The following is a 20,726-nucleotide window of genomic DNA, read 5'->3' on the forward strand; positions in this document are numbered from 1 at the left end:
CCAGGGGTCGCGGAGGTTACCAATCTAATCGATTTGCGTAGCCTCTGAGCTGCGCATACGGTGAGAGAATCAGCATGGTTCGAACCCTTGTCGGACCGGCGGGCGATCGATGAGGATGGGGCGGATCATGACTGCCGAGCGGGTGACGCTGGCCGATGTGGCGCGGCGTGCCGGGACGTCCACGGCCGTCGTCAGCTATGTCCTCAACGACGGGCCCCGGCCGGTCTCCGAGGCGCTGCGGGCCCGCGTCGTCGCGGCCCTGGACGAACTCGACTACCGCCCGGACCGGATCGCCCGGGCGCTGCGGCGGCCGCGCCGGTGGAAGCAGATCGGACTGCTCGTGCCCGATCTGACGCTTCCGCTGTTCGGGGCGCTCGTCGGCCGCATCGAGGTGGAAGCGCGCGGTCGCGACCACCTGACCCTGATCGGCAACACCGGGTACGACCCGGAACGGGAGATCGAATTCGTCCGCGCCTTCGCCGATTCCGGTATCGACGGGCTGATCGTGGTGGGGAGTGCCAACGGGCCCGCCACGGCCGCGCTGTGCCGCCGTGAGCGCATCCCGGTCGTCTGGGTGCACAACAACCGGGGCGCTGTCGACGCGCCCGTGATCGGCGCCGACCATGTCCGGGCGGGCGCGCTCGCCACCGAACACCTCGTCACCGTGCACGGCCGCACCGAGGTGGTCTTCGTCGGCGGATTCACTCCCGGCGACGTCGAGCACGGCGACCGCGAAACCGTGGCGCAGCGCTACCAGGGCTACGCGTCGGTCGTCGGCCCGTCCGCGGCCCGCCTGCTCCGCACCGATCTCACCCCCGCCGGCGCCTACCACGCCGTCACCGCCCACCTCACCGCCGGGCACGCCCCCCACGCCCTGGTGATCGGCACCTACGGCCAAGCGGCCGCCGCCCTCCGAGCCGTCACCGACAGCGGCGCCCGCGTCCCCCACGACATCGCCCTCGTCGGCTTCGACGGCGACGCCACCAACACCTACGGCCAACTCCCCCTCACCACCGTCCGCCAGCCCATCGACACCATCGCCCGCCACGCCCTCGACGCCGCCCTGAAAACCCCGGCCCCCGCCCCCACCCCCCTCGACGTCTTCCTCACCCCAGCCGAAACCTGCGGCTGCGCTACCGCAATCAGCTCGCTACCGCCGTCAGAACCGGTTGGCTGAGGCTCGTCGCCGACGTCATCTCGGTTCACGCGGACCCGTCCCCGCGTGACTGTACCTGCCGGGCGTTCCGGCAACGATGGGGTAACAACCGGGGGTGGCAAACCGTGCGATCTTGAGTGGGGTGGGGGTTTCTGACAGCGTGGTCTGCGCACGCTATCCCACCTCACCGACGAGGAGTCAGGCGATGAGTCTCGTGCCGTTTCGTGAAAATGCCCGTAGCGCGGCGAGTGTGTGGGTATGAGCGCGCCCTCGGTGTTCAATGCCGGTCAGCCGATGCCGATCATCGGCGGTGGCGGCGGTGTGGTGACGATGGTGGAGGCGAGCACGTTCTGCCTGTCGGATCCGCTGGGCGACATCAATGCCGGGACTTCGCAGGGGCTGTTCTACCGTGACGCCCGCGTCGTCTCCCGGTGGGAGCTGCGGTTGGACGGCCACCGGCCCGAGCAGCTGTCGGTGATGATGTCGGAGGCCTTCCGCGCCCGGTTCGTGCTACGGAAACCGGCCCGGCAGGGCATCGCCGACAGCACCGTGCTGATCCTGCGCCGCAGGATGATCGGCGACGGCATGCGCGAGATCATCGCCGTGCACAACCTCGGCGACGAGGACACCGCGATGACCCTGTCGCTGAACGTCGACGCCGACTTCGCCGACCTGTTCGCGGTCAAGGCCGGGCAGGTGCACAGCGTCGGCTGTGAACTGGCCGCCGCCGACGGCGAACTGCACCTCACCGACCGCGACGACCCCGGACGCGGCCTGACCATCACCGCCGACGGCAGCCCCGCCGCCCAGCCCGGCACGCTGACCTGGCGAATCGTCGTGCCGCGGCGCGGTCACTGGCAGACCACCGTGCGCTGCCGCCCGATCATCGGACACCGCGCCGTCGAGGCGACCTTCAGCGACGACGACCAGGACAGCCCCACCTACCGGATGAAGCAGTGGCGGGCGACGGCCACCAGCCTCACCGCCGGCGACCCCGGCCTCACCTCGATCCTGCAGCGCACCGAGGGCGACCTGGGCGCCCTGCGCATCGACGACCAAGGCGGCGACGCGCCGACCTACGTGGCCGCGGGCGCACCGTGGTTCATGACGCTGTTCGGCCGTGACAGCCTGCTCACCTCGTGGATGGCGCTGCTGCTGGACTCCGATCTCGCACTGGGCACGCTGCAGCAGCTGGCGGCGTTGCAGGGCACCCACGTCGATCCGATCACCGAGGAGGAACCGGGCCGCATCATGCACGAGATGCGGCACGGACCCGCCGGTGACGAGGTGCTCGGCGGCACCGTGTACTACGGAACCGTCGATGCCACACCGCTTTTCGTCATGCTGCTGGCCGAATGCTGGCGCTGGGGCGCCGAGGAGGCGATCGTCAAGGCGCTGCTGCCCGCCGCCGACGCCGCGCTCACCTGGATCGACTCGTACGGCGACACCGACGGCGACGGGTTCGTCGAGTACCGCCGCAAAACCGATCAGGGCCTGGCCAATCAGGGCTGGAAGGACAGCTGGGACGCGATCTCCTTCGCCGACGGCCGCCTCGCCGACCCGCCGATCGCGCTGTGCGAGGTGCAGGGCTACGTCTACGCCGCGCGGCTGGGCCGGGCCGACATCGCCGAGGCCTTCGGTGACACCGAGACCGCCACCCGGCTGCGCACCCAGGCGGCGGAACTCAAGGCGCACTTCGACGAGGCGTTCTGGCTGCCTCAATCCGGTTGGTACGCAATAGCTCTGGACGCCCGGAAGAATCCGGTGGACGCGCTGTCGAGCAATGTCGCGCACTGCCTGTGGACCGGAATCGTCCCCGACGAGCGCGCCGCGACCCTCATCGAGCGGCTGTCCGAGCCCGGGATGGACAGCGGGTTCGGACTGCGCACCCTGTCGGAATCCATGGGCCGCTACAACCCGATGAGCTACCACAACGGCTCGGTGTGGCCGCACGACACCGCCATCGCGATCGCCGGTCTGCTGCGCTACCACCACATTCCCGGCGCCACCGAACTGGCCGAACGCCTGGCCGGGGGACTGCTCGAGGCGATCATGGGTTTCGGCGCCCGCCCGCCGGAACTGTTCTGCGGCTTCACCCGCAAGGATTTCCCCGCGCCGGTGCCGTACCCGACCTCGTGCTCACCGCAGGCCTGGTCCAGCGCGGCGCCGCTGTTGCTGATGCGTTCGTACCTCGGCCTGCAACCCGACGTGCCCAATCGCACCCTGGGCATCGCGCCGCGCCTGCCCGACCGGGCCGGTCGGGTGCGTCTCGCCGAGCTCCGGCTGGGCCCCGCCACCATCACCATTCAGGCGCGGGGGACCACCGTGAAGGTCGACGGACTGCCGAGCGATTGGCAGCTTCGCCAGTCCTGAGCGACGGCTCAGAGGTACCAGTCGGGCTGGTCGCCCGTCGGCAGGTCGCGCAGCTTGTCGGGGTTGCGGACGACGTTGATGCCCACGATGTGATCGCCGTCGACCACGAACGAGAACACCCCGACATGGGTGCCGTCGAACACGATCAGGCCCGGGCTGCCGTTGACCAGCACGTGCCGCCCCCACGCGCCGGTACCCGCCCGGTACCAGCCGAGGAACATCTTGGCGACCAGCTCCGCGCCCTGCACCGGCTTGCGGATGGCGGGCACCTTGCCGCCACCGTCGGCGGTCAGCACGACCTTCTCGTCGAGCACGCCGAGCAGCGCGCTCAGGTCGCCGGACCGCCACGCCAGCGCGAACGCCGACACCGCCTTCTCGTGCTCGTCGCGGCTGGCGAGGAAGCGCGGAGTGCCCTGCTCGACGTGCTTGCGCGCGCGAGAAGCCAACTGGCGCACCGCCGCCGGCGTCCGGCCCACGACGTCGGCCACCTCGGGTGCGGTCATACCGAACACCTCCTGCAGCACGAAGGCGGTGCGCTCGGCGGGCGACAGCGACTCCAGCACGACCAGTAGCGCGGTGGTGACCCGCTCGTCCTGGGTGACGCGGTCGGCGGGATCGTCCATGGTGGTGACCTCCGGTTCGGGCAGCCATTCCCCGACATACTGTTCGCGCCGGGCACGGGCCGATCCCAGCTGGTCCAGGGCGAGCCGTCCGGTCACCGTGGTCAGCCATGCGCGCAGGTTGTCGATCTGGTCGTCGGCGGCGCGGTGCTCGTGCCATCGCTGCAACCGCAGCCACGCCTCCTGCACCACATCATCGGCGTCACTGAGACTTCCCAGCGTGCTGTAGGCCAGCCGGCGCAGATACTGCCGGTGCTCCTCGAACCGCCGCGCCAACTCCGCCCGATCGATCTCGCCGGTACGCTCCTCAGTCGTCACCCTGCTTCCTTCCGTCCGCCCGAGCCTATCGGTGCGTTATGGAGGTGACGACGCAGGTCGCCGAGGTGTGACATCGGGTGCGCCGGTGCCTGGTTCTCGATCGGCGGTGCGGGCAGCGGAAATCGTGGCGGGGTCGGCCGGGTGGGTTGCGGCGCGGTTAGGCTCGGCCGGTGCGTATGGGGACTGCGAGGGCGATCGGGCTGGGGCTGGGGTTCGTGCTGGATCGGGTGGTGGGGGATCCGGCGCGGTGGCATCCGGTGGCGGGTTTCGGGACGGTGGCGGGGGCGGTGGAGAAGGTCGGCTACCGGGACGCGCGTGCGGCCGGTGTGATGCACGAGGTGGTGCTCGTCGGGGGTGTCGTAGCGGTGTCGGCGGGTGTGGAGCGGCTGCTCGCTGTCGGACGGGGCGCGGGCACGCGAACCGTTGTGGCGCAAGGGTTGTCGACGGCGCTCGCCACGTGGATCGCGCTCGGTGGGACGACGCTCGCGCGGACCGGCTCGGACATGGCCCACCGCCTGGAATCGGGGGACATCGGGGGAGCGCGCCGGTTGTTGCCTTCGCTGTGCGGGCGCGACCCCGAGGCGCTGGACGCGGACGGGCTCGCCCGCGCGGCGGTCGAATCCCTCGCGGAGAACACGTCCGACGCCACCGTGGCCCCGCTGTTCTGGGGCGCGGTCGCCGGGGTGCCCGGCCTGCTCGGATATCGGGCCGTCAATACCTTGGACGCCATGGTCGGCTACCGCAACGACCGCTACCGCCGGTTCGGCTGGGCGGCCGCCCGCACCGACGATCTGGCCAACCTGTTCCCGGCGCGCGCGAGCGGAGCCTTGACCGCACTGCTGGCCCCGGTGGTCGGAGGTCATCCGGTCGCCGCCGTCCGCGCCTGGCGTCGCGACGCCGCCGCCCACCCGAGCCCCAACGCGGGCGTAGCCGAAGCCGCGATGGCCGGAGCGCTGGGTGTCCGGCTGGGCGGCCGGACCCGATACCGGCACGGCACCGAAATCCGCCCCACCCTCGGCGACGGACCGTCTCCCCAAGTCCCCGATCTGCGCCGCGCCGTCCGCCTGTCCGAGGCGGTCCAGGTGGCCGCGGCGGCGTCGGCCGTGGCCCTCGCCTGTCTGCGCCCGTCTCGGCGTCGCGGAAAATGATTGGCCGGGGCAGAACCCGGGCTGCTACCGTCCGGGAACCGTGACATCACGCAAGGAGGTGAGACCCATGAACGCTGTATCAATGTGGGTGCTCCCCCTCGTGTTCACGGTTCGGCGATCGACGTAGGTGTCGCCGGGAGTGCCTGCGCAACAAGGCAATCCCGAAAGGCAACACCTATGAATTCTATGCACCCCACCGCGGACAGGGGGAAACCCTCCGTAGTGATCACGCGGGTCGGCGAGACACAATGGCACGCGCTCGAAGACGGCCGGCCGGTCGGCCGCAGCGATGTCTCGCGTCGCCCCGACGGGCGAATCTTCGTCAGCATCGACTCCTGGCACGACACGGTTTTCGACCAACTCGCCGGCGCGATATCGGCACACCTGCCGAGGCCGCTGTACACGGTGGTGGACGAGGCCGATACGCATACGACAGCCAATTGGGCGCGCGCCGGTTTCACGACCCGGCGTCGCGAGTGGGAATATCTGCTCTCTACCGATCCGAAAAGCACGGGCCTCGACGCGGTCCCGCCGCCGGGGGTCACGATCGTGGCCGCCGGTGACGCCGAGGAAACCCCGTTGCGGACCTTGGACCGCGAAATTCGCGACGAGGTCGAGGCAACCGTCGGATGGCAGGAGATGCCTGTCGAGATATTGCGCTGTCCCGACGGGAATACCGCGCCGGACCCGTCGAATTACACGGTGGCCTCGCAGTCCGGTCGATATGTGGGTCTGGTGCGAGTGGTAACCCGACGCCGCCACGCACGCATCGGGCTCGTCGCGGTACTGGCCTCGCGGCATCGTCGAGGTATCGCTCGGTCGCTGCTGAGTCACACGCTGGGCGCATTGCACCGCGCCGGAATCGACACGGCGTCAGCCGATGTGAACGAATCCAATGTCGCGGCCATGGCGCTGTTCGACGGTATCGGCGCGCGGCGCGCGAACAGCAATGTGGAGTTGGTGCTGCGATGACGAAAACATCGAGAGGCATCGAAATCGAGGGCACCGTGGCCGAGTGCCTGCGCAACGCCACCTTCACCGTGGAACTCGACAACGGGCACAAAGTGCTCGCGCATATCAGCGGAAAGATACGGAAGAACTACATCAAGATCTTGCCGCAGGATCGGGTGCTCGTGGAGCTCAGCCCGTACGACCTCACGCGCGGCCGGATCCTCTTCCGGTTCAGGACGTAGCGCACTGTTCGTTTTCGCGGCCGGGTGTCGACTGGTTCAGTGTTTGACGTTGCCGTATCGGTCGGCAAGACGGTCGGCGTTGGATCGGGTGTTCGAGTAGGCCGGTGAATTCGAATCCGCTGTGTCGCCGGTGGTTTCGACCGGGGCCGGGGCGGCGCGTTCTCTGCGCCGTTCCCGGATCTCGGCCCAGACGAAATAGCCGAGGCCGAGTGGCGCCATGATGCCGAAGGCGATCCATTGCAGGCCGTAGGACAAGTACGGGCCCGCGTCGAGTTGCGGCAGCGGCGGCGGCGTGAACGCGCCCGGCTGTCCCTCGGTCAGCTGCAAGTAGCCGCCGTCGGGCGGGATGGCGCCGACGGGGCTGCCCAGGACGGTCGAAAGTTGGCCGGTGTCAACGGAATACACCTGGCGGAAGCCGTCCTGGGTCATCGGTTCCTTGCCCGGCACGACGCCCTCGGAACGGCGGACCCGGCCCTCGACGCGTTGCGGCCCCGCCGGTGGTTCCGCGATCGGGGGGATGCGGACGCCGTCCGCCGCCGCGACGAGGCCGCGATCGATCAGCAGCGTCCGGCCGTCGTCGAGCCGGAATGTGGCCAGCACGCCGAAGGCCGGTGCGTCGTTCAGGCGCTGCAGTCGTTCGACCACCGTCGAGCCGGGCACGTAGCTGCCGGTGGCGACGACCCGCCGCCACTCGGTGTCCTCGGCCTCAGGGTCGTTCAGCAGCGTCGTCACGTCCACGGGGGTGGCGTTCACCGAGGCGGCGATGAGGTCGTTGCGATGCGAGGTCGAGTTGTTCTTGCCCAGTTGCCAAGGGGCGAGAACGGTGAAGCAGAGGTAGGCGAACGCCACCACGATGACGGCCAGGATCAGCCAGCTGGGCCGCAGCAGGAAGGTGAGCCGGCGCAGCAGAGTCATCGGCGGGGAAGGCTCTCGCCGAGTTGTTCGCGGACCCAGTCGAGCATGGCGGGCACGGCCGCCTCGATCTGCTCGCGCACGAGTTCGAATTCGGCATCCCCGCCGTAGTAGGGGTCCGGCACGTCCGGATCGTCGGCCAGCGGATCGAAACTGCGCAGCAGCCGCCGCCGCGCCGAGGGCACGCCCAGCCGCGCCAGCTCGCGCTCGTGCGTCGTGGCCAGGGCCACCACCAGGTCGGCATCGAGATGATCGGCGTCGATCATCGCGGCGATATGACCGATCGGATAGTCGTGCCGCCGCAGCAACGCCGTCGTGCGCGGATCGGCATCGGACCCGACGTGCCAGGCGGTCGTACCAGCACTGCTCACCCGCACCCGATCGGCGAGCCCCGCCCGCTCCAGATGCGCCGCGAAAATCTTCTCGGCCATCGGCGACCGACAGATGTTCCCGGTGCAGATAAACGTCACATGCAGCTCGCCCACACCATCCATTCTCTCCGGTCCCCACAAACCCGCCCACGTAGGGTGGACCCCTATGCCACAAAACCCGCCAACCCCGCGTCGAAGGAACGCCCCCACCCGCCGCCCACCAGCACAGCCCGCCGCCACGCGGCCCGGCAACGCAGCCACGCTGCGGGGGGAACCGGGCGATGCCGTCACACTGCTGGGCACTGCCGCGCTGCCGGGGATGGCTGTGGTTCAGCGGGGGGAGGCTGCTGCGCTTCTGATGGGGGCCGCCGCGTCGTGGGGGCGAGCTGCTGCGCTGCTAGGGGAAACTGCGGTGCTGCCAGGGAGAGCTGCTGTGCTGGCAAGGGAAACTGTCGTGCTGCGAGGGAAAGCTGCCGTGCTGCCGGAGGGTGCCGCTGTGCCGGTGGGCGATGGTGCCGTGGTGCCGGGGGCAGTTGCTGCGCTGCCTGGTGATGTTGCGCTGGTATCGGGTGGTGTTGTGGCGTCTGGTGGTGGTGTCGTTGGAGGGCTGCTTGGTGTTGCGGTCGGGCGGGGTGGTGAGGTCGATGTGCTGGGGGATGGTGTCGGGGCCTGGGGCGGTGCTGGGTGGTTCTGTGATGTGGGGTGGTGGGGGCGTGAGTGGGGGGCGTTGGTGGGGGTGGGGGCGTGAGTGGGGGTTTTGGTGAAGGGGTGGATCGGGATCGGTTGCGGCATCATGGGGATGTCGAGGTGCGGGTGGGGATGCTGGACTTTGCGGTGAATGTGCAGGGGAGTGGGCCGCCGGAGTGGTTGCAGGGGCGGTTGGCGGCTCGGTTGGGGGAGTTGGGGCGTTATCCCGATGCGGGGGCGGAGCGGGCCGCCAGGGGGGCGGTGGCGGCTCGGCATGGGCGGGATCCCGAGGAGGTGCTGTTGCTCGCGGGCGCTGCGGAAGGGTTCGCGATGTTGCCGCGGCTGTCGCCGGCGCTGGCCGCGGTGATTCACCCGTCGTTCACGGAGCCGGAACTGGCGCTGCGTGAAGCGGATGTGCCGGTCGCCCGCGTGGTGCTGGAGCCGCCGTATGTGCTGGAGCCCGATCTGGTGCCGGAAGCGGCAGACCTGGTGGTCGTGGGTAATCCGACCAACCCGACCTCGGTGTTGCATCCGGCCGCGACCCTCCGCGCGTTACGACGGCCGGGACGGATCGTCGTGGTCGACGAGGCCTTCGCCGACGCGGTACCGGGCGAGGTGGAATCCGTTGCGGGAGAAAATCTTCCGGACTTGGTTGTCCTGCGCAGCCTCACCAAGACCTGGGCACTGGCCGGACTCCGCTGCGGCTACTTCCTCGGCGCCCCGGACATACTGGCCCGCTTGAACCAAGGCCGCGCCCACTGGCCGCTGGGCGCACTGCAACTGGAAGCCATTGCGGCCACGGCCGACCCGGCCGCCGTCGCCGAATCCCACTCCCGCGCCGAGCGCATCGCCGCCGATCGCGCCGCGATGATCCTGCGCCTGCGAGCGCTCGGTATCGAGGTGCACGAACCCGCCCACGGCCCGTTTCTGCTGATCCGCGTCCCCGATGCCGAACTGCTCCGCAAACGCCTGGCGGACAAGGGAATCGCCGTCCGCCGCGGCGACACCTTCCCTGGCCTCGGCACCACTCACCTGCGCTTGGCGGTACGCGGCGCCGCCGAAGTGGACCGCTTGATCACCGCCATCCGGGAGGTCGGCCTATGACCATCCGGGAGGTCGGGTTTATGACTGAAGCCGATCGTGGGCGGGAAACGGCGCGGTCCGTGGTAGGTGTTCGGAGAGGCGGGGCGGCGTCCGGGAGAGTCGCCGGACGGTGCGGGTAGAGCGAATGTGACTGGAGTGGAGGTGGTTCGGTGACACGAACGGGAGCGGTGGCGCTGTCGGAGCTGATCGCGGTGCTCGACGCGGCGTACCCGCCGCGGCTGGCCGAATCGTGGGATTCGGTGGGGTTGGTGTGCGGCGATCCGGCGGAATCGGTGTCCCGGGTGTCGTTCGCCGTGGACGCTACCGCCGCCGTGGTCGACGAGGCGATCGAGTGGGGCGCACAGGCTTTGGTGGTGCATCACCCGTTGCTGTTGCGCGGTGTCGACACCGTGGCGGCCGCGACGCCGAAAGGCGCACTGCTGCACCGCTTGATCCGCAGCGGATGCGCCCTGTTCACCGCGCACACCAATGCCGATTCCGCCGATCCAGGCGTATCCGACGCGCTCGCACAGACGCTGGGGCTCACCGTCACCGGCCCACTGGAGCCGAAACCGGCTGCGGCGGTGGACAAGTGGGTCGTGCAGGTGCCACGCGCGCACACCGAAAGCGTCCTCGCGGCGCTGTTCGCGGCAGGTGCGGGCGGCAGCGACCGGTACAGCGAATGCTGCTGGCAGGTCCCGGGTACCGGCCGGTTCCGGCCACTCGAAGGCGCGAATCCGGCCATCGGCGAGGTGGGCTCGCTGGAGCGCGTCGAGGAGGATCAGATCGAGGTGGTGGCCCCGCCGTCGGCGCGGCCCGCCGTGCTGGCGGCCCTGCACGCGGCTCACCCGTATGAATCGCCCGCCTTCCATGTCACCGAGCGGGCTGCGCTGCCGTCCGAGCGCGGCCTGGGACGAGTGGGTGAGTTGCCGCAGCCGGAATCGTTGCGCGACTTCACCGCCCGGGTACGGACCGCCCTCCCGGACACGGCGTGGGGAGTGCGGGCCGCCGGTGACCCGGATCGGACCGTCCGCACCGTCGCGGTATGTGGCGGCGCGGGAGACTCGTTCCTCGGCACCGTCTCCCGCCTCGGCGTCGATGCCTACGTCACCGCGGACCTGCGCCACCACCCCGCCGACGAACACCTGCGTGCGGGCGGACCCGCCCTGATCGACGCCGCCCACTGGGCCACCGAATTCCCCTGGTGCGCGCAGGCCGCCGACATCGTACGAAAAGCCCTGCCCACCTTGGAAACTCGCGTCTCCTCGATCCGCACCGACCCGTGGACCCTCGGCGCCGCCGACTGAGCCCCGGCGCGCTACCGCCCGGCCTGACCGTGCACAAATCCGCCGTTCGCGGCGAAATTTGCGCTGTGAGGCCGGATTGTGTCCGCTCAGGCCGGCCGCACTGCGGTCACCGGAAGCTGCCACCCTTGACCTCAACCAACATTGAGGTCCCATCATCGACGCATGGACCCCCACGACGAACAGCAGATCCGCGACCTCCTGGCAGCACACACCGACCTCTGGATCCGGCACGAGATGCACCGCTGGGGGACCTACTTCACCGAGGACTCGGACTTCATCACCCACCGCGGAATCTGGTGGCGAACCCGGTCGGAGAACATCGCCGGGCACCAGGACGTCCCCGACTCGGTGCTCGCCCAGAAGAAGAACTACACGCAAGAGGTGGTGAGCGTGCGGGAACTCGCCCCGGACGTTGCCCTGGTACACACCGCCTGGTCCTGGCCCGACCACGTGCTGCCGGGCCGGGACACGGCCTCGGACCGACATGGCTACATCACCCTGATCATGGTCAGACGCGCGGGCACCTGGCTGATCCGAGCCGCACACAACACCCGGGTGAACGGCCTCGACGACTTCGCCGCGGCCTGACGAACCGCCTCAGGCGGTAATCGTCGGCTCGTGCTCCACCGGAAAATTCATGGAGTTGGCGATGAAGCACCGCTTGTGCGCCTCCGCGTGCAACTCCCGCGCCGCGTCGGCGCGCGCCGGATCGGTGATCGTCACCCGGGGCCGCAGGATGACCCGCTGGAAGCGCTGGTTGTCCATGGTCCCCTCGGCGGCGTCACGATATTCGGTGACGACGATGCCCGCCTCGGTGCACAGATGCAGGTACCACAGCATGTGACACTCCGACAGCGACGCGACCAGCAGCAGCTCCGGATTCCAGCGAGTGGCGTCGCCGCGGCCGACTACCGGGTCGGCGCTGCTCGGCAACGGCGGGCGGTCCGGCGCGAGCGCCTCGTGGTTGCGGGAGTAGGAGCGATAGTCGGTGGTCGCCCCGTTCCAGGCGACCTCCACCTCGTAACGATGCATACCGACGAGCCTGCCACAGAGCCTGTTTCGGTTGCCCCGCATATCTCGCCGCCCGGACCCCCGCGCTCTGCCCCGCGCGGTCTGGTGGGGTTGGGGCGAAAGGAGCGGTCGGCGGAGTACGGTTGAACTTCGGTGTCGGGCGCCCGATCGGGCCACCGCTGCCGCCGAACCGTCCATAGCGTCGAGGAGTAAGTTCCGCGTTGAATGTCGAACCATCGATCCAGTCCAAGCTGCTCGACCTCGCCGCCGTCGACGCCGAGCTGACGCGGATCGAGCATCGCCGCAAGGTGTTGCCCGAGCAGCAGGAGGTCCAGCGGCTCGAGGAGGAGCGCACCACGCGCAAGGACGCGGCCGTCAAGGTCGAGATCCTGATCGACGACCTCGACCGGGACATCCGCAAACTGGAGACCGAGGTCGACAGCGTCCGCAAACGCGAACAGCGCGACCGGGGCATGCTCGAGGCGGGCAGCGTCGGCGCCAAGCAGCTGTCGGAACTGCAGCACGAACTCACCAGCCTGGAACGGCGCCGCACGGTGCTCGAGGACGACATGCTCGACGTGATGGAACGCCGGGAGGCGGCCGCCGCCGACCACCAGCACGCCGGCGCCAACCTGTCGAAGGCCGAGGAAGACCTCGCCGACGCCCGCCGCCGCCGCGACGAGGCGCTCGCCGACCTCGAGGTCGCGGCCCGTCGCTGCGCCACCGATCGCGAGGGGCTGCTCACCGCGTTCCCCACGGAACTGCTCGGCATCTACGACAAGCAGCGCGCCCAGCACGGCGTCGGCGCCGCGCTGCTGCAGGCTCGGCGCTGCGGCGCCTGCCGCATCGAACTCGACCGCGGCGAGATCGCCCGGATCGCCAAGACCGACCCGGAGGTCGTGGTCCGCTGCCCCGAATGCGGCGCGATCATGGTGCGCACCAAGCAGTCCGGGCTGTAGGCCGAGCGAGGGATTCGACGTGCGGCCGGTGCCGTGCCGCGGTCCGTCGGCGCGGGTTCAGGTGGAGGGAGTGCGGTGGTGACCAAGGTGATCGTGGAGGCGGACGGTGGTTCGCGCGGAAATCCCGGACCCGCCGGATTCGGCGCGGTGGTGTGGGATGCCGGGCATGTGGGGGTGCTGTCCGAACGTCGTGAGGCGATCGGCGTCGCGACCAACAACGTCGCCGAATATCGCGGCCTGATAGCGGGTTTGGCGGCCGCCGCCGAACTCGGCGCCCGCGAGGTCGATGTCCGCATGGACTCCAAGCTCGTCGTCGAGCAGATGTCGGGGCGGTGGAAGGTCAAGCACGCCGCGATGGTGCCGCTCGCCGAATGGGCCCGGCAGTTGGTCGCCGGTTTCGACGTGGTCCGATTCGAATGGATTCCGCGCGCACAGAATTCGCACGCCGACCGCCTCGCGAACGAGGCGATGGACGACGCGAAACTGATCACCGAGGTCCGCGAATCCGAAGCGGACTCGGCCGTCGAACGTGAATTCCCCGACCCGACAGCCGCGGCGACCATCAGCAACGCCCCCGGCTGGACCGGCGCGCGCGGCCGCCCCACCCGCCTGCTGCTGCTGCGGCACGGGCAGACCGAACTGTCCGTGCAGCGCCGATACTCCGGCCGCGGCAACCCGCCACTGACCGCGCTGGGTCGCGAGCAGGCCGCGCGGGCGGCCAAATACCTTGCGGCGAAGGGTGATATCGCCGCCATCGTCACCTCGCCCCTGGGCCGCGCCCGCGAGACGGCCGACGCCGCCGCCCAGTCCGTGAACGCGCCGGTGCGCGTCCTGGACGGGCTGATCGAAACCGATTTCGGCGAGTGGGAGGGCCTCACCTTCACCGAAGCGGCGCAACGGGATCCGGACCTGCACACGCGCTGGCTCGGCGATCCGAGCCTGCCCGCTCCGGGCGGGGAGAGCTTCGAGCAGGTGCGCGAGCGCGTGGAGGGGGCCCGCCGCGACATCGTGGCACTGTATCCCGAGCAGAACGTGGTGGTCGTCAGCCACGTGACGCCGATCAAGACGCTGCTGCAACTCGCGCTGGGCGTGGGCCCGTCGCTGCTCTACCGGCTGCATCTGGATCTGGCGTCGCTGTCGATCGCCGAGTTCTACCCCGACGGCGGCGCGTCGGTGCGCCTGGTGAACGACACGTCGTATCTCTAACCCGTTCAACACAATCCGGCCAGCTTGTAGAGCACCAGCGAGGCCGCGACGGCGACATTGAGGCTGTGCCCGGTCCCGACCATCGGGATCTCCACGGCCAGATCCAGCCGCTCCATGCCCTCGGGCGGGATCCCAGACCCCTCGTTGCCGAGCACCACGACGGTGCGTTTGCGGGCGGGCGGGAGATCGCCGAGCCGCACCGATTCGTCGGTCAACTCGACCCCGACGACGGCGGAGCCACCGTGCCGCTGCCGGTCCAGCCAGCGGTCCACCCGGCCGTCCACCCAGTGCACGCACTGCCGGTGCCGCAGCGTGTTGCCGCGTTGCAGCGCCTCGGGCACCCACGGCTTGCGCAGCACCGCGAGGCAGGCGCCGACGGCGTCGCAGGTGCGCAGCAGCGTCCCGAGATTCACGCCGTGCTTGGGCCACAGCGGGGCCGCGATCAGATGATTCCAGCAGGTGTGTGCGCGGGGCCGCCGTTGCCGGCGGATCTCGGCGGGCGTGCGGGCCCGCGCGGCGCTCATCGCGGAACGGGAACGGCCTTCCCGTGGGGCGCAGAGGGTTTCATGCGGACGGTGCTTCGCGGCGCACCGGGGCCATCGACGGTGCGGGCGTCTCGGAGCGCCCGCTGATCTCGATCCAGGATACCGCGAGCGGTCGGCGTGCGGCACACCCGCGCCGCCTCGATCTCACAGCGTCCGGACCATCTCGTAGTCGATCCGCGGCTGCTCCAGCGAGCCCGGCCGCCTCCGTCCCGAGGACGCGAAACCATGCCGCAGATAGAGCTTCTCGGCGTGGCTGTTGCCGTGCGCCACCCACAGGTGCAGCCGGGTGTGCCCGGCCGCCCGCGCCCAGTCCACCACGGCCTCGACCAACCGGTCCGACGTCCCGGTGCCGCGGGCGCGCGCCGCGACGAACATCGAAACCAGTGTCGGCGTGCCGAATTCCGACAGGCCGCCCACGCACCCGAGCACCTCGGTTCCGGATTCGGCGACGAAGAACGTCCGGTCGGCCAGCCACCGCCGCCACTGCTGCTCGTCCCACTCCGCCGCCTCGCCGTAGGACAGCGAGAAGGTGCCCGGAGCGGACCCGGCCAGCGCGTCGAGCCGCGCGATCCGGGCCACCTGCCACTCCTCGGCGCCGACCTGCCGCACGATCATGCCGCGGCCCGTCAGGGCCGTAGCACCGAGACCAGGAAGTCGGCCTGGTCGTAGACGGCCTTCTCGAACCAGTCGTCGAAGTAGATGTCGAAATGGCCGATGGGATAACGCTTCACGACCGCGTGCTTGGTGCGCTCGGCGGCCTTCAGCGTCGGCCCGACCGGCGCGACCGAGTCGTTGTCGCAGACGGCGTACAGCACCGGCACCTTGATGCCCTTGGTGCGCCGCCAGGGCGAGTCGAACAGCGCCGACAGCCCGATACGCGCGGCGACCTTCGGCTGGTACTGCTCGCTCTCCTCGGCCAGCCGCCCGAAACCCTCGGGCACGTCGGAGGCGCTCATGAGCGCGGCGGACCGCTTGCGCCCCGCCAGCCGCACCCCGACGGGCTTGCGCCGGAGCGATCCCACCAGCACGTCGGTGGTGGCCACGGTGCCGGTCTTGAACAGGCTGATCGGCCCCTTCGCCCGCGCGGCCGCCCAGCCGCTGGTGAACGGGCACTGCGCGACCACGGCGGCCAGATAGTCGTCCTCGTGCGCGATGGACAGCACGTGCCCGCCGCCGAAGGAGGTGCCCCACAGCGCGATTCGGGTCGCGTCGAAACCGCGCAGGGTGCGGGCGAAGGCGATGGCGGCCCGCCAGTCCTCGCGCTGGCGGCCGATGTGGATCACCTGGCGCGGGGTGCCGCCGCTGGCGCCGAAGTGGCGGTAGTCGAACACCAGCACGCCCATTCCGGCGGTGGCGAAGCGGCGCGCGTATCGGTCCAGGCCCATTTCCCGATCGGCGCCGAGACCGTGTGCCATGATCACCAGCGGCCGCGGCTTCGGCGGACCGTCAGGGCGATAGAGCCACGCTGCACACTGTTCGCTTCCCGACGGGAACCCCACCTCGACACGCTCCATGGCGAAATACCGTAACTCGTTGCGAGATCGAGCGCTGACCTGGATCCCTGTCCGGTTCGCCGGTACGGCGGGCCGTGCGACGCGCCGAGGTTTCCGGGTGTCGCGGTCGGGGTAGAAGTCAATGATTGTCAGTGTGCCCAAGGCTCAATGTGGTTCGGCCCCAATCCACGTGGTTGCGTCGGGCCGTCTGCGGCGAACTCGATGGCACCCCCGTTGAGCAGGCACTATCTCCGGTGATCAGGGCCCGTGCGCGGCTGCTCCGACCCGGACGTCACAATAGTGACGGACGAGTCGGTCGGGCGGCCGCGTCGACAGGAACGGGCACGGCTGTGCCGCCGCCTGTCGCCGAGGAAAGTCCGGACTCCACAGAGCAGGGCGGTTGTTAACGGCAACCCGGGGTGACCCGCGGGACAGTGCCACAGAAAACAGACCGCCGGCGCCGAGCCTTTCCGAAGGCGGAGCGCCGGTAAGGGTGAAACGGTGCGGTAAGAGCGCACCAGCGCCCCGGGTGACCGGGGCGGCTCGGTAAACCCCGCCCGGAGCAAGGTCGAAGGCCGCACTCCCCGGAGTGCGGTTGCGCAGGCGCTCGAGGGCTGCTCGCCCGAGCCTGCGGGTGGACCGCTCGAGGTGCCCGGCGACGGTGCACCCAGATGGATGGTCGCCCCCAGCGTCAGCTGGGACAGGATCCGGCTTACAGACCGACTCGTCCCCACTTTCGGGCTGTAGCGACGGGCAGGCTATCGGGGTGGGGGAGAAAGGCTCTGTCGGGGTGTGGCCGGGGCGTGATACCTTCCCGATGTTGGGGGTATTCATACTGAGGGGGTATGCATCAACGTCGACGCGGCCGTCCGGGACTCGGGCGGCTTCGGTGTCGGCTGACGACGGCCGTTCCGGCCGGTCCGGAGCCCGGCGCCGGTAACAGTTAGCGATCCTTCTCCGGCGTTAGCCCGCCGGATGCGGCACAGACTAGGCAGTATCGTGTGCCGGATGATCAACGTCCGAGCGAAGATCTGCGGCATCCGGAGCGAATCCGATCTCCGGGCCGTGCTGGCGGCCGATGCGGATGCGGTCGGTTTCATCTCGGGCACAACGCATTTCAGTGAGGACGTGCTCTCCGCGGAGCAGGCCCGCGGCTTGTCGCGGCTGGTGCCGCCCACGGTGGAGCGGGTGCTCGTCACCCATCTCACCGACGCCGGCGCGGTGCTACGGCTGGCCGACCACATCGGGGTCGACTGCATCCAGTTGCACGGCCTGATCACCCTCGACACCGTGCGCGCGGTGCGGGCCGGGGCCGACGGTCGCCGGGTGATCCGGGCGGTGCACGTCACCGGACCGGAGGCGATCGACGCCGCGGTGGAGGCGGCGCCGGATTGCGATGGGGTGGTGCTGGATTCGCGCTCGGCGCACCGGCTCGGCGGGACGGGCCGCACCCACGACTGGTCGATCAGCGCCCGGATCGTGGACAAACTCGCCGGGGAGGATTTCCCGGTGATGCTGGCCGGCGGGCTGAATCCGCGCAATGTCGCGGCGGCGATCGAGGCGGTGCGCCCGTCCTGGGTCGACGTCAACTCCGGTGTCGACGGGCGTGGCGGTGACAAGGATCCGGTCGACTGCGCCGAATTCGTCAGGGCGGCACACGACGCCGCGAGGCCGACCGCTGTTCCAGCCCGACAGCCAGCAATATGAGCACGCCCGCGCCGGCGGTCGCCGTGGTCAGCCGGGTCTCGGTGCACAGCGCACCCACCAGCGCCGCCACCACCGCCTCGTTGAGCCCGACGATGCTGGCCGTGGCCGCGTCCAGCCAGCGCAGCGCCTGCCAGTAGAGCGCGAAGCCGGGCCCCAGCAGCAGCGCGCCCACGGCGGCCAGCGCGGCGGCGGTCCGCGCGCTCGGCGGTTCGAAGGCCAATAGCGGACTGCTCGCGACACCCGCCAGCAGCAGTTGCAGACCGGCCGAGGTGATCGTGTTGCCGGGCCCCGCCTCCCGCGCGATGAGACTCACCAGAGCGGCGACGCAGGCCGCGCTGCCGAGCGCCAGCAGGCACCCGGCCACCGCGGTCCCGTCCGCCGCCGCCTCCGGCCGGCCGCCGGTAACCAGCCATATCGCCACCGCGACCAGCATCAGTTCGAGCAGCACGGGCACGGTCGGCGCGCGTCGCCCGCGCACCAGCGCGGTGGTGATGATCAGCACCGGAGCCGTGAGATGCAGCGCCACCACGACGGGCAGCGGTCCGATCCGCAACGCCGCCACGTACAACGCCAGATTCGCCGTCTCCAGCGCGCCCAGGCGCACGTAGAGCGTCGGCTGCGCCCTCAGCGTCTCCCACGGCCGCTCCCCGCGCGACCACGCGAGCAGCAGCAGCGTCACCGCGCCGCCGAGCGCCACCAGCCCCGCGGTGGCCGGGGCCGCCAGCACGGCGAGCAAGGCGCTGGAGGTACCCCACAGACAGGTCACCGCCACCATCAGGGCGAGCGGGACCAGCGGGGCGCGCACGTGACTACGCGAGTAGGAAGCTGATCACCGGCAGCACCAGTGCGGTGAACGCGGCGAACACCGCGCCGGCCACCCGCCGTTTCGGCAGCCGCGGAAATCGGGTGGCGAGCCCGCAGTAGGTCCCGGACGCGATCAGCAGCGTGCCCCACACCACCAGCGCCCGGCTGCCGATCTTGCCGAGCGCCTGATCGAAGCCGACGGCCAGCGCGAACACGGTGCCCCCGGCGGCGGCCCCGAGCAGCAGCAGTGCCACGCCCGCAGTGGAATTCATGAGCATGCGGCGGCCGCGCACCGTCGCCACGGCCTGCGGGTCGGTGTGGTGGGCGCCGTCGGCGCGGCAGATCTCGTCGTACACCTTCGCCGGGTTGACCCGCTCGTTGATCGCCGGACGCACCTGCAACAGCGCCTCCAGCGCCTGGGTGGTGGCGTAGGAGGTGACCGGCCCCTCGGTGGAGATGCGGAAGCCGCCGCGGTAGATGGCCAGCGCGTCCACCTCCTGCATCTCCAGCAGTTCGACGATTCCGGCGCGCACGGCGGGATCGAAGATGGTGCGGCTGTCGGCGGACACCACGGCCGCGACGGCCAGGTGCAGGGTGAGGTGACGCCAGGTGTCGACCAGATCGTCGCGGCGGAAGATCTCGGTGTCGATCTCGCATTCGTTGCGGCGCAGGCCCGTCAGCAGCCGCTTGACCGCCAGCGTGCAGGCTCGTTCGGCACGCTTGTCACCGATCTCGACGATCTCCGGGCGGGACAGCACGGTCGCGATGTGTGCGGCCGCGTACATCGGCAGCGTCCGCGGTTCCTGGAACACCGACGACACCAGGAACGCGATTCCGCGCGAAATCGCCTGGTGCCGTTCGCCGTCGAAGGAGCCGCCGCCGATCAGGGCCTGTACCGCCGCGGCCGTCGCGGTGACCGAGACCGGGCCGAGGAAGCCGGACATGCGCCAGCCGCCGGTTTCCGAATCCTGTTGATCCAGCAGCGATCGCAGGGCGCCGAGCAGGCCCGGATCGGTCTCTTCGACCTCCAGGCAGCGCAGGGCGCGGATGCGCCACGCCACGTCTATCGGGGTGCGGAAGTACCATTCGTCGCCGATCGGGCGCTCCACCACGGTCGCCCGGACCAGGGCGGCAACCTTTGCGGCACGCGGGATCTCGCATCCGGCGCGGTGCAGTACGCAGACCACCTCGGCGGTGTTCTGCGGGTTGGGCGGTACGTCGGGAATCCAGCCCCAGCCTGCGCCGCCGCTGGGATGTGGGAGCTGGCTGCCGCGCAGCCATTCCACCGCCATCCGGATGCGCTCGTCAATGTTCGACACGGCCCTTCCGCCTTTGGAACACGGCCCCGCAAACTCGCGATGGGGCGCTGGTAATTGCCACGCTACTCGGGTGGTCCGACAAGTGGAGCGGACTGGAGAACCCCGAATCACATGGCGCCGCTGCGTGTTTCGTTTACGTATCACGGACGGAACGGTCTGCTGTCCGGCAAAGGTCCGGTCGATTCGGCAGGGCGCGAACGGGATCCGCCGTCGAAACGGTCGGCACCCGGCGAAATTCCCGGCAGTCCGGGTATCGTCATGCGGGGCAGGGATGTTCGGCATGTAATAGGAACTGGACCGGTCCGCGCTCGAATTGCAATGCTGTCGGGAGCCGAAAACAGCAACGGCGGCACCCGTTTTCGGGTACCGCCGCGCGGCCGGCGCGATCGTCCGGCCGAAGCTGGGACGTCCTCAGCCCGCCGGGCTGATCACCAGGATCTGTGCCCAGTAGGCGGCCTGCTCGGGCCCGAGCAGCGGCAACAGGTAGTCGTAGACGATGGACGACATACGGTGC

Annotated in this window: 20 protein-coding genes and 1 other RNA gene; 12 read left to right on the forward strand and 9 right to left on the reverse strand. The window is 70.1% G+C overall.

Translation table 11 applies throughout. The features are described 5' to 3' along the window. Positions 1–127: 127 nt before the first annotated feature. Together ACFMRZ_RS33645 and ACFMRZ_RS33650 are read left to right on the forward strand one after the other, a co-directional pair. Positions 128–1,177 carry a LacI family DNA-binding transcriptional regulator gene (locus tag ACFMRZ_RS33645; RefSeq protein ID WP_400182237.1) on the forward strand — a complete coding sequence of 350 codons (1,050 nt, stop codon included), beginning with the start codon at positions 128–130 and terminating at the stop codon, positions 1,175–1,177. Positions 1,178–1,414: 237 nt separating this feature from the next. Further along, positions 1,415–3,529, forward strand: a complete 2,115-nt coding sequence (locus tag ACFMRZ_RS33650) for a glycogen debranching N-terminal domain-containing protein (RefSeq protein WP_280275990.1) — start codon at positions 1,415–1,417, stop codon at positions 3,527–3,529. An 8-nt stretch (positions 3,530–3,537) separates the two neighbouring features. Here ACFMRZ_RS33650 and sigJ read toward each other — a convergent pair whose 3' ends face one another. After that, positions 3,538–4,467, reverse strand: coding sequence for an RNA polymerase sigma factor SigJ (sigJ, locus tag ACFMRZ_RS33655; RefSeq protein WP_400182238.1), 930 nt, complete (start codon positions 4,465–4,467; stop codon positions 3,538–3,540). A gap of 176 nt (positions 4,468–4,643) precedes the next feature. Here sigJ and ACFMRZ_RS33660 point away from each other — a divergent pair, with 176 nt between their 5' ends. The 3 genes from ACFMRZ_RS33660 to infA all read left to right on the forward strand — a co-directional run bounded on the left by ACFMRZ_RS33660 (position 4,644) and on the right by infA (position 6,808). Then, positions 4,644–5,615, forward strand: coding sequence for a cobalamin biosynthesis protein (locus ACFMRZ_RS33660; protein WP_400183030.1), 972 nt, complete (start codon positions 4,644–4,646; stop codon positions 5,613–5,615). A gap of 222 nt (positions 5,616–5,837) precedes the next feature. Continuing rightward, the gene (locus ACFMRZ_RS33665; RefSeq protein ID WP_400182239.1) at positions 5,838–6,587 is read left to right on the forward strand and encodes a GNAT family N-acetyltransferase; all 750 of its coding nucleotides are present in this window, start codon (positions 5,838–5,840) and stop codon (positions 6,585–6,587) included. Further along, positions 6,584–6,808, forward strand: a complete 225-nt coding sequence (infA, locus tag ACFMRZ_RS33670) for a translation initiation factor IF-1 (protein WP_280275987.1) — start codon at positions 6,584–6,586, stop codon at positions 6,806–6,808. The genes ACFMRZ_RS33665 and infA overlap by 4 nt, the downstream gene beginning before the upstream one ends. 36 nt (positions 6,809–6,844) lie before the next feature. On the opposite strand, the gene ACFMRZ_RS33675 is transcribed toward infA, so the two are convergent. Both ACFMRZ_RS33675 and ACFMRZ_RS33680 read right to left on the reverse strand, forming a co-directional pair. Beyond that, positions 6,845–7,714 (reverse strand): SURF1 family protein, encoded by an 870-nt coding sequence (locus tag ACFMRZ_RS33675; RefSeq protein WP_400183031.1) that lies wholly within the window; start codon positions 7,712–7,714, stop codon positions 6,845–6,847. Between the two features lie 5 nt (positions 7,715–7,719). Further along, positions 7,720–8,214: a low molecular weight protein-tyrosine-phosphatase gene (locus ACFMRZ_RS33680; protein WP_400182240.1), complete on the reverse strand. Its 495-nt coding sequence runs from the start codon at positions 8,212–8,214 to the stop codon at positions 7,720–7,722. Positions 8,215–8,835: 621 nt separating this feature from the next. Between ACFMRZ_RS33680 and cobC the strand changes: the two genes are divergently transcribed. The 3 genes from cobC (at position 8,836) to ACFMRZ_RS33695 (ending at position 11,756) form a co-directional block, all read left to right on the forward strand. Continuing rightward, positions 8,836–9,882 (forward strand): Rv2231c family pyridoxal phosphate-dependent protein CobC, encoded by a 1,047-nt coding sequence (gene cobC / locus ACFMRZ_RS33685; RefSeq protein WP_400182241.1) that lies wholly within the window; start codon positions 8,836–8,838, stop codon positions 9,880–9,882. 149 nt (positions 9,883–10,031) lie between these two features. After that, positions 10,032–11,168, forward strand: a complete 1,137-nt coding sequence (locus tag ACFMRZ_RS33690) for a Nif3-like dinuclear metal center hexameric protein (protein WP_400182242.1) — start codon at positions 10,032–10,034, stop codon at positions 11,166–11,168. Between the two features lie 162 nt (positions 11,169–11,330). Then, positions 11,331–11,756 (forward strand): SgcJ/EcaC family oxidoreductase, encoded by a 426-nt coding sequence (locus ACFMRZ_RS33695; RefSeq protein WP_400182244.1) that lies wholly within the window; start codon positions 11,331–11,333, stop codon positions 11,754–11,756. A 9-nt stretch (positions 11,757–11,765) separates the two neighbouring features. Here ACFMRZ_RS33695 and ACFMRZ_RS33700 read toward each other — a convergent pair whose 3' ends face one another. Then, positions 11,766–12,200 (reverse strand): OsmC family protein, encoded by a 435-nt coding sequence (locus ACFMRZ_RS33700; protein ID WP_400182245.1) that lies wholly within the window; start codon positions 12,198–12,200, stop codon positions 11,766–11,768. 200 nt (positions 12,201–12,400) lie between these two features. Here ACFMRZ_RS33700 and ACFMRZ_RS33705 point away from each other — a divergent pair, with 200 nt between their 5' ends. Then, entirely contained in the window at positions 12,401–13,138 is a 738-nt protein-coding gene (locus ACFMRZ_RS33705; protein ID WP_400182246.1) for a zinc ribbon domain-containing protein, read from the forward strand. Positions 13,139–13,216: 78 nt separating this feature from the next. After that, positions 13,217–14,344: a bifunctional RNase H/acid phosphatase gene (locus ACFMRZ_RS33710; RefSeq protein WP_400182247.1), complete on the forward strand. Its 1,128-nt coding sequence runs from the start codon at positions 13,217–13,219 to the stop codon at positions 14,342–14,344. A gap of 5 nt (positions 14,345–14,349) precedes the next feature. Here ACFMRZ_RS33710 and ACFMRZ_RS33715 read toward each other — a convergent pair whose 3' ends face one another. From ACFMRZ_RS33715 to ACFMRZ_RS33725, 3 genes are all read right to left on the reverse strand, one after another. After that, complete coding sequence (locus ACFMRZ_RS33715) at positions 14,350–14,868, reverse strand: TrmH family RNA methyltransferase (protein WP_400182248.1); 519 nt, start codon at positions 14,866–14,868, stop codon at positions 14,350–14,352. 165 nt (positions 14,869–15,033) lie between these two features. Beyond that, positions 15,034–15,504, reverse strand: coding sequence for a GNAT family N-acetyltransferase (locus ACFMRZ_RS33720; protein WP_400182249.1), 471 nt, complete (start codon positions 15,502–15,504; stop codon positions 15,034–15,036). An 11-nt stretch (positions 15,505–15,515) separates the two neighbouring features. Further along, positions 15,516–16,403, reverse strand: coding sequence for an alpha/beta hydrolase (locus ACFMRZ_RS33725; RefSeq protein WP_280363050.1), 888 nt, complete (start codon positions 16,401–16,403; stop codon positions 15,516–15,518). A gap of 287 nt (positions 16,404–16,690) precedes the next feature. Between ACFMRZ_RS33725 and rnpB the strand changes: the two genes are divergently transcribed. Together rnpB and ACFMRZ_RS33735 are read left to right on the forward strand one after the other, a co-directional pair. Beyond that, an RNA gene (gene rnpB, locus ACFMRZ_RS33730) (RNase P RNA component class A) lies at positions 16,691–17,113 on the forward strand. Between the two features lie 277 nt (positions 17,114–17,390). Beyond that, the gene (locus ACFMRZ_RS33735; RefSeq protein ID WP_400182250.1) at positions 17,391–18,089 is read left to right on the forward strand and encodes a phosphoribosylanthranilate isomerase; all 699 of its coding nucleotides are present in this window, start codon (positions 17,391–17,393) and stop codon (positions 18,087–18,089) included. On the opposite strand, the gene ACFMRZ_RS33740 is transcribed toward ACFMRZ_RS33735, so the two are convergent. Both ACFMRZ_RS33740 and ACFMRZ_RS33745 read right to left on the reverse strand, forming a co-directional pair. Beyond that, complete coding sequence (locus tag ACFMRZ_RS33740; RefSeq protein WP_400182251.1) at positions 18,028–18,894, reverse strand: DMT family transporter; 867 nt, start codon at positions 18,892–18,894, stop codon at positions 18,028–18,030. The two genes, ACFMRZ_RS33735 and ACFMRZ_RS33740, sit on opposite strands and share 62 nt — an antisense overlap. Before the next feature lie 4 nt (positions 18,895–18,898). Further along, complete coding sequence (locus tag ACFMRZ_RS33745; protein WP_400182252.1) at positions 18,899–20,212, reverse strand: hypothetical protein; 1,314 nt, start codon at positions 20,210–20,212, stop codon at positions 18,899–18,901. Between the last annotated feature and the right edge of the window lie 514 nt (positions 20,213–20,726).

This window comes from Nocardia sp. N2S4-5 (genome assembly GCF_044628355.1).
In the GTDB taxonomy this organism is placed as follows: domain Bacteria; phylum Actinomycetota; class Actinomycetes; order Mycobacteriales; family Mycobacteriaceae; genus Nocardia; species Nocardia wallacei_B.

Excerpts from the sequence above, each read along its gene's own strand:
- ACFMRZ_RS33650 (WP_280275990.1), top strand. The coding sequence starts at position 1,415 with ATGAGCGCGCCCTCGGTGTTCAATGCCGGTCAGCCGATGCCGATCATC.
- ACFMRZ_RS33660 (WP_400183030.1), top strand. The coding sequence starts at position 4,644 with ATGGGGACTGCGAGGGCGATCGGGCTGGGGCTGGGGTTCGTGCTGGAT.
- ACFMRZ_RS33700 (WP_400182245.1), bottom strand. The coding sequence starts at position 12,200 with ATGCATCGTTACGAGGTGGAGGTCGCCTGGAACGGGGCGACCACCGAC.
- ACFMRZ_RS33680 (WP_400182240.1), bottom strand. The coding sequence starts at position 8,214 with ATGGATGGTGTGGGCGAGCTGCATGTGACGTTTATCTGCACCGGGAAC.
- infA (WP_280275987.1), top strand. The coding sequence starts at position 6,584 with ATGACGAAAACATCGAGAGGCATCGAAATCGAGGGCACCGTGGCCGAG.
- ACFMRZ_RS33725 (WP_280363050.1), bottom strand. The coding sequence starts at position 16,403 with ATGGAGCGTGTCGAGGTGGGGTTCCCGTCGGGAAGCGAACAGTGTGCA.
- ACFMRZ_RS33720 (WP_400182249.1), bottom strand. The coding sequence starts at position 15,504 with ATGATCGTGCGGCAGGTCGGCGCCGAGGAGTGGCAGGTGGCCCGGATC.
- ACFMRZ_RS33715 (WP_400182248.1), bottom strand. The coding sequence starts at position 14,868 with ATGAGCGCCGCGCGGGCCCGCACGCCCGCCGAGATCCGCCGGCAACGG.
- ACFMRZ_RS33645 (WP_400182237.1), top strand. The coding sequence starts at position 128 with ATGACTGCCGAGCGGGTGACGCTGGCCGATGTGGCGCGGCGTGCCGGG.
- ACFMRZ_RS33695 (WP_400182244.1), top strand. The coding sequence starts at position 11,331 with ATGGACCCCCACGACGAACAGCAGATCCGCGACCTCCTGGCAGCACAC.
- ACFMRZ_RS33735 (WP_400182250.1), top strand. The coding sequence starts at position 17,391 with ATGATCAACGTCCGAGCGAAGATCTGCGGCATCCGGAGCGAATCCGAT.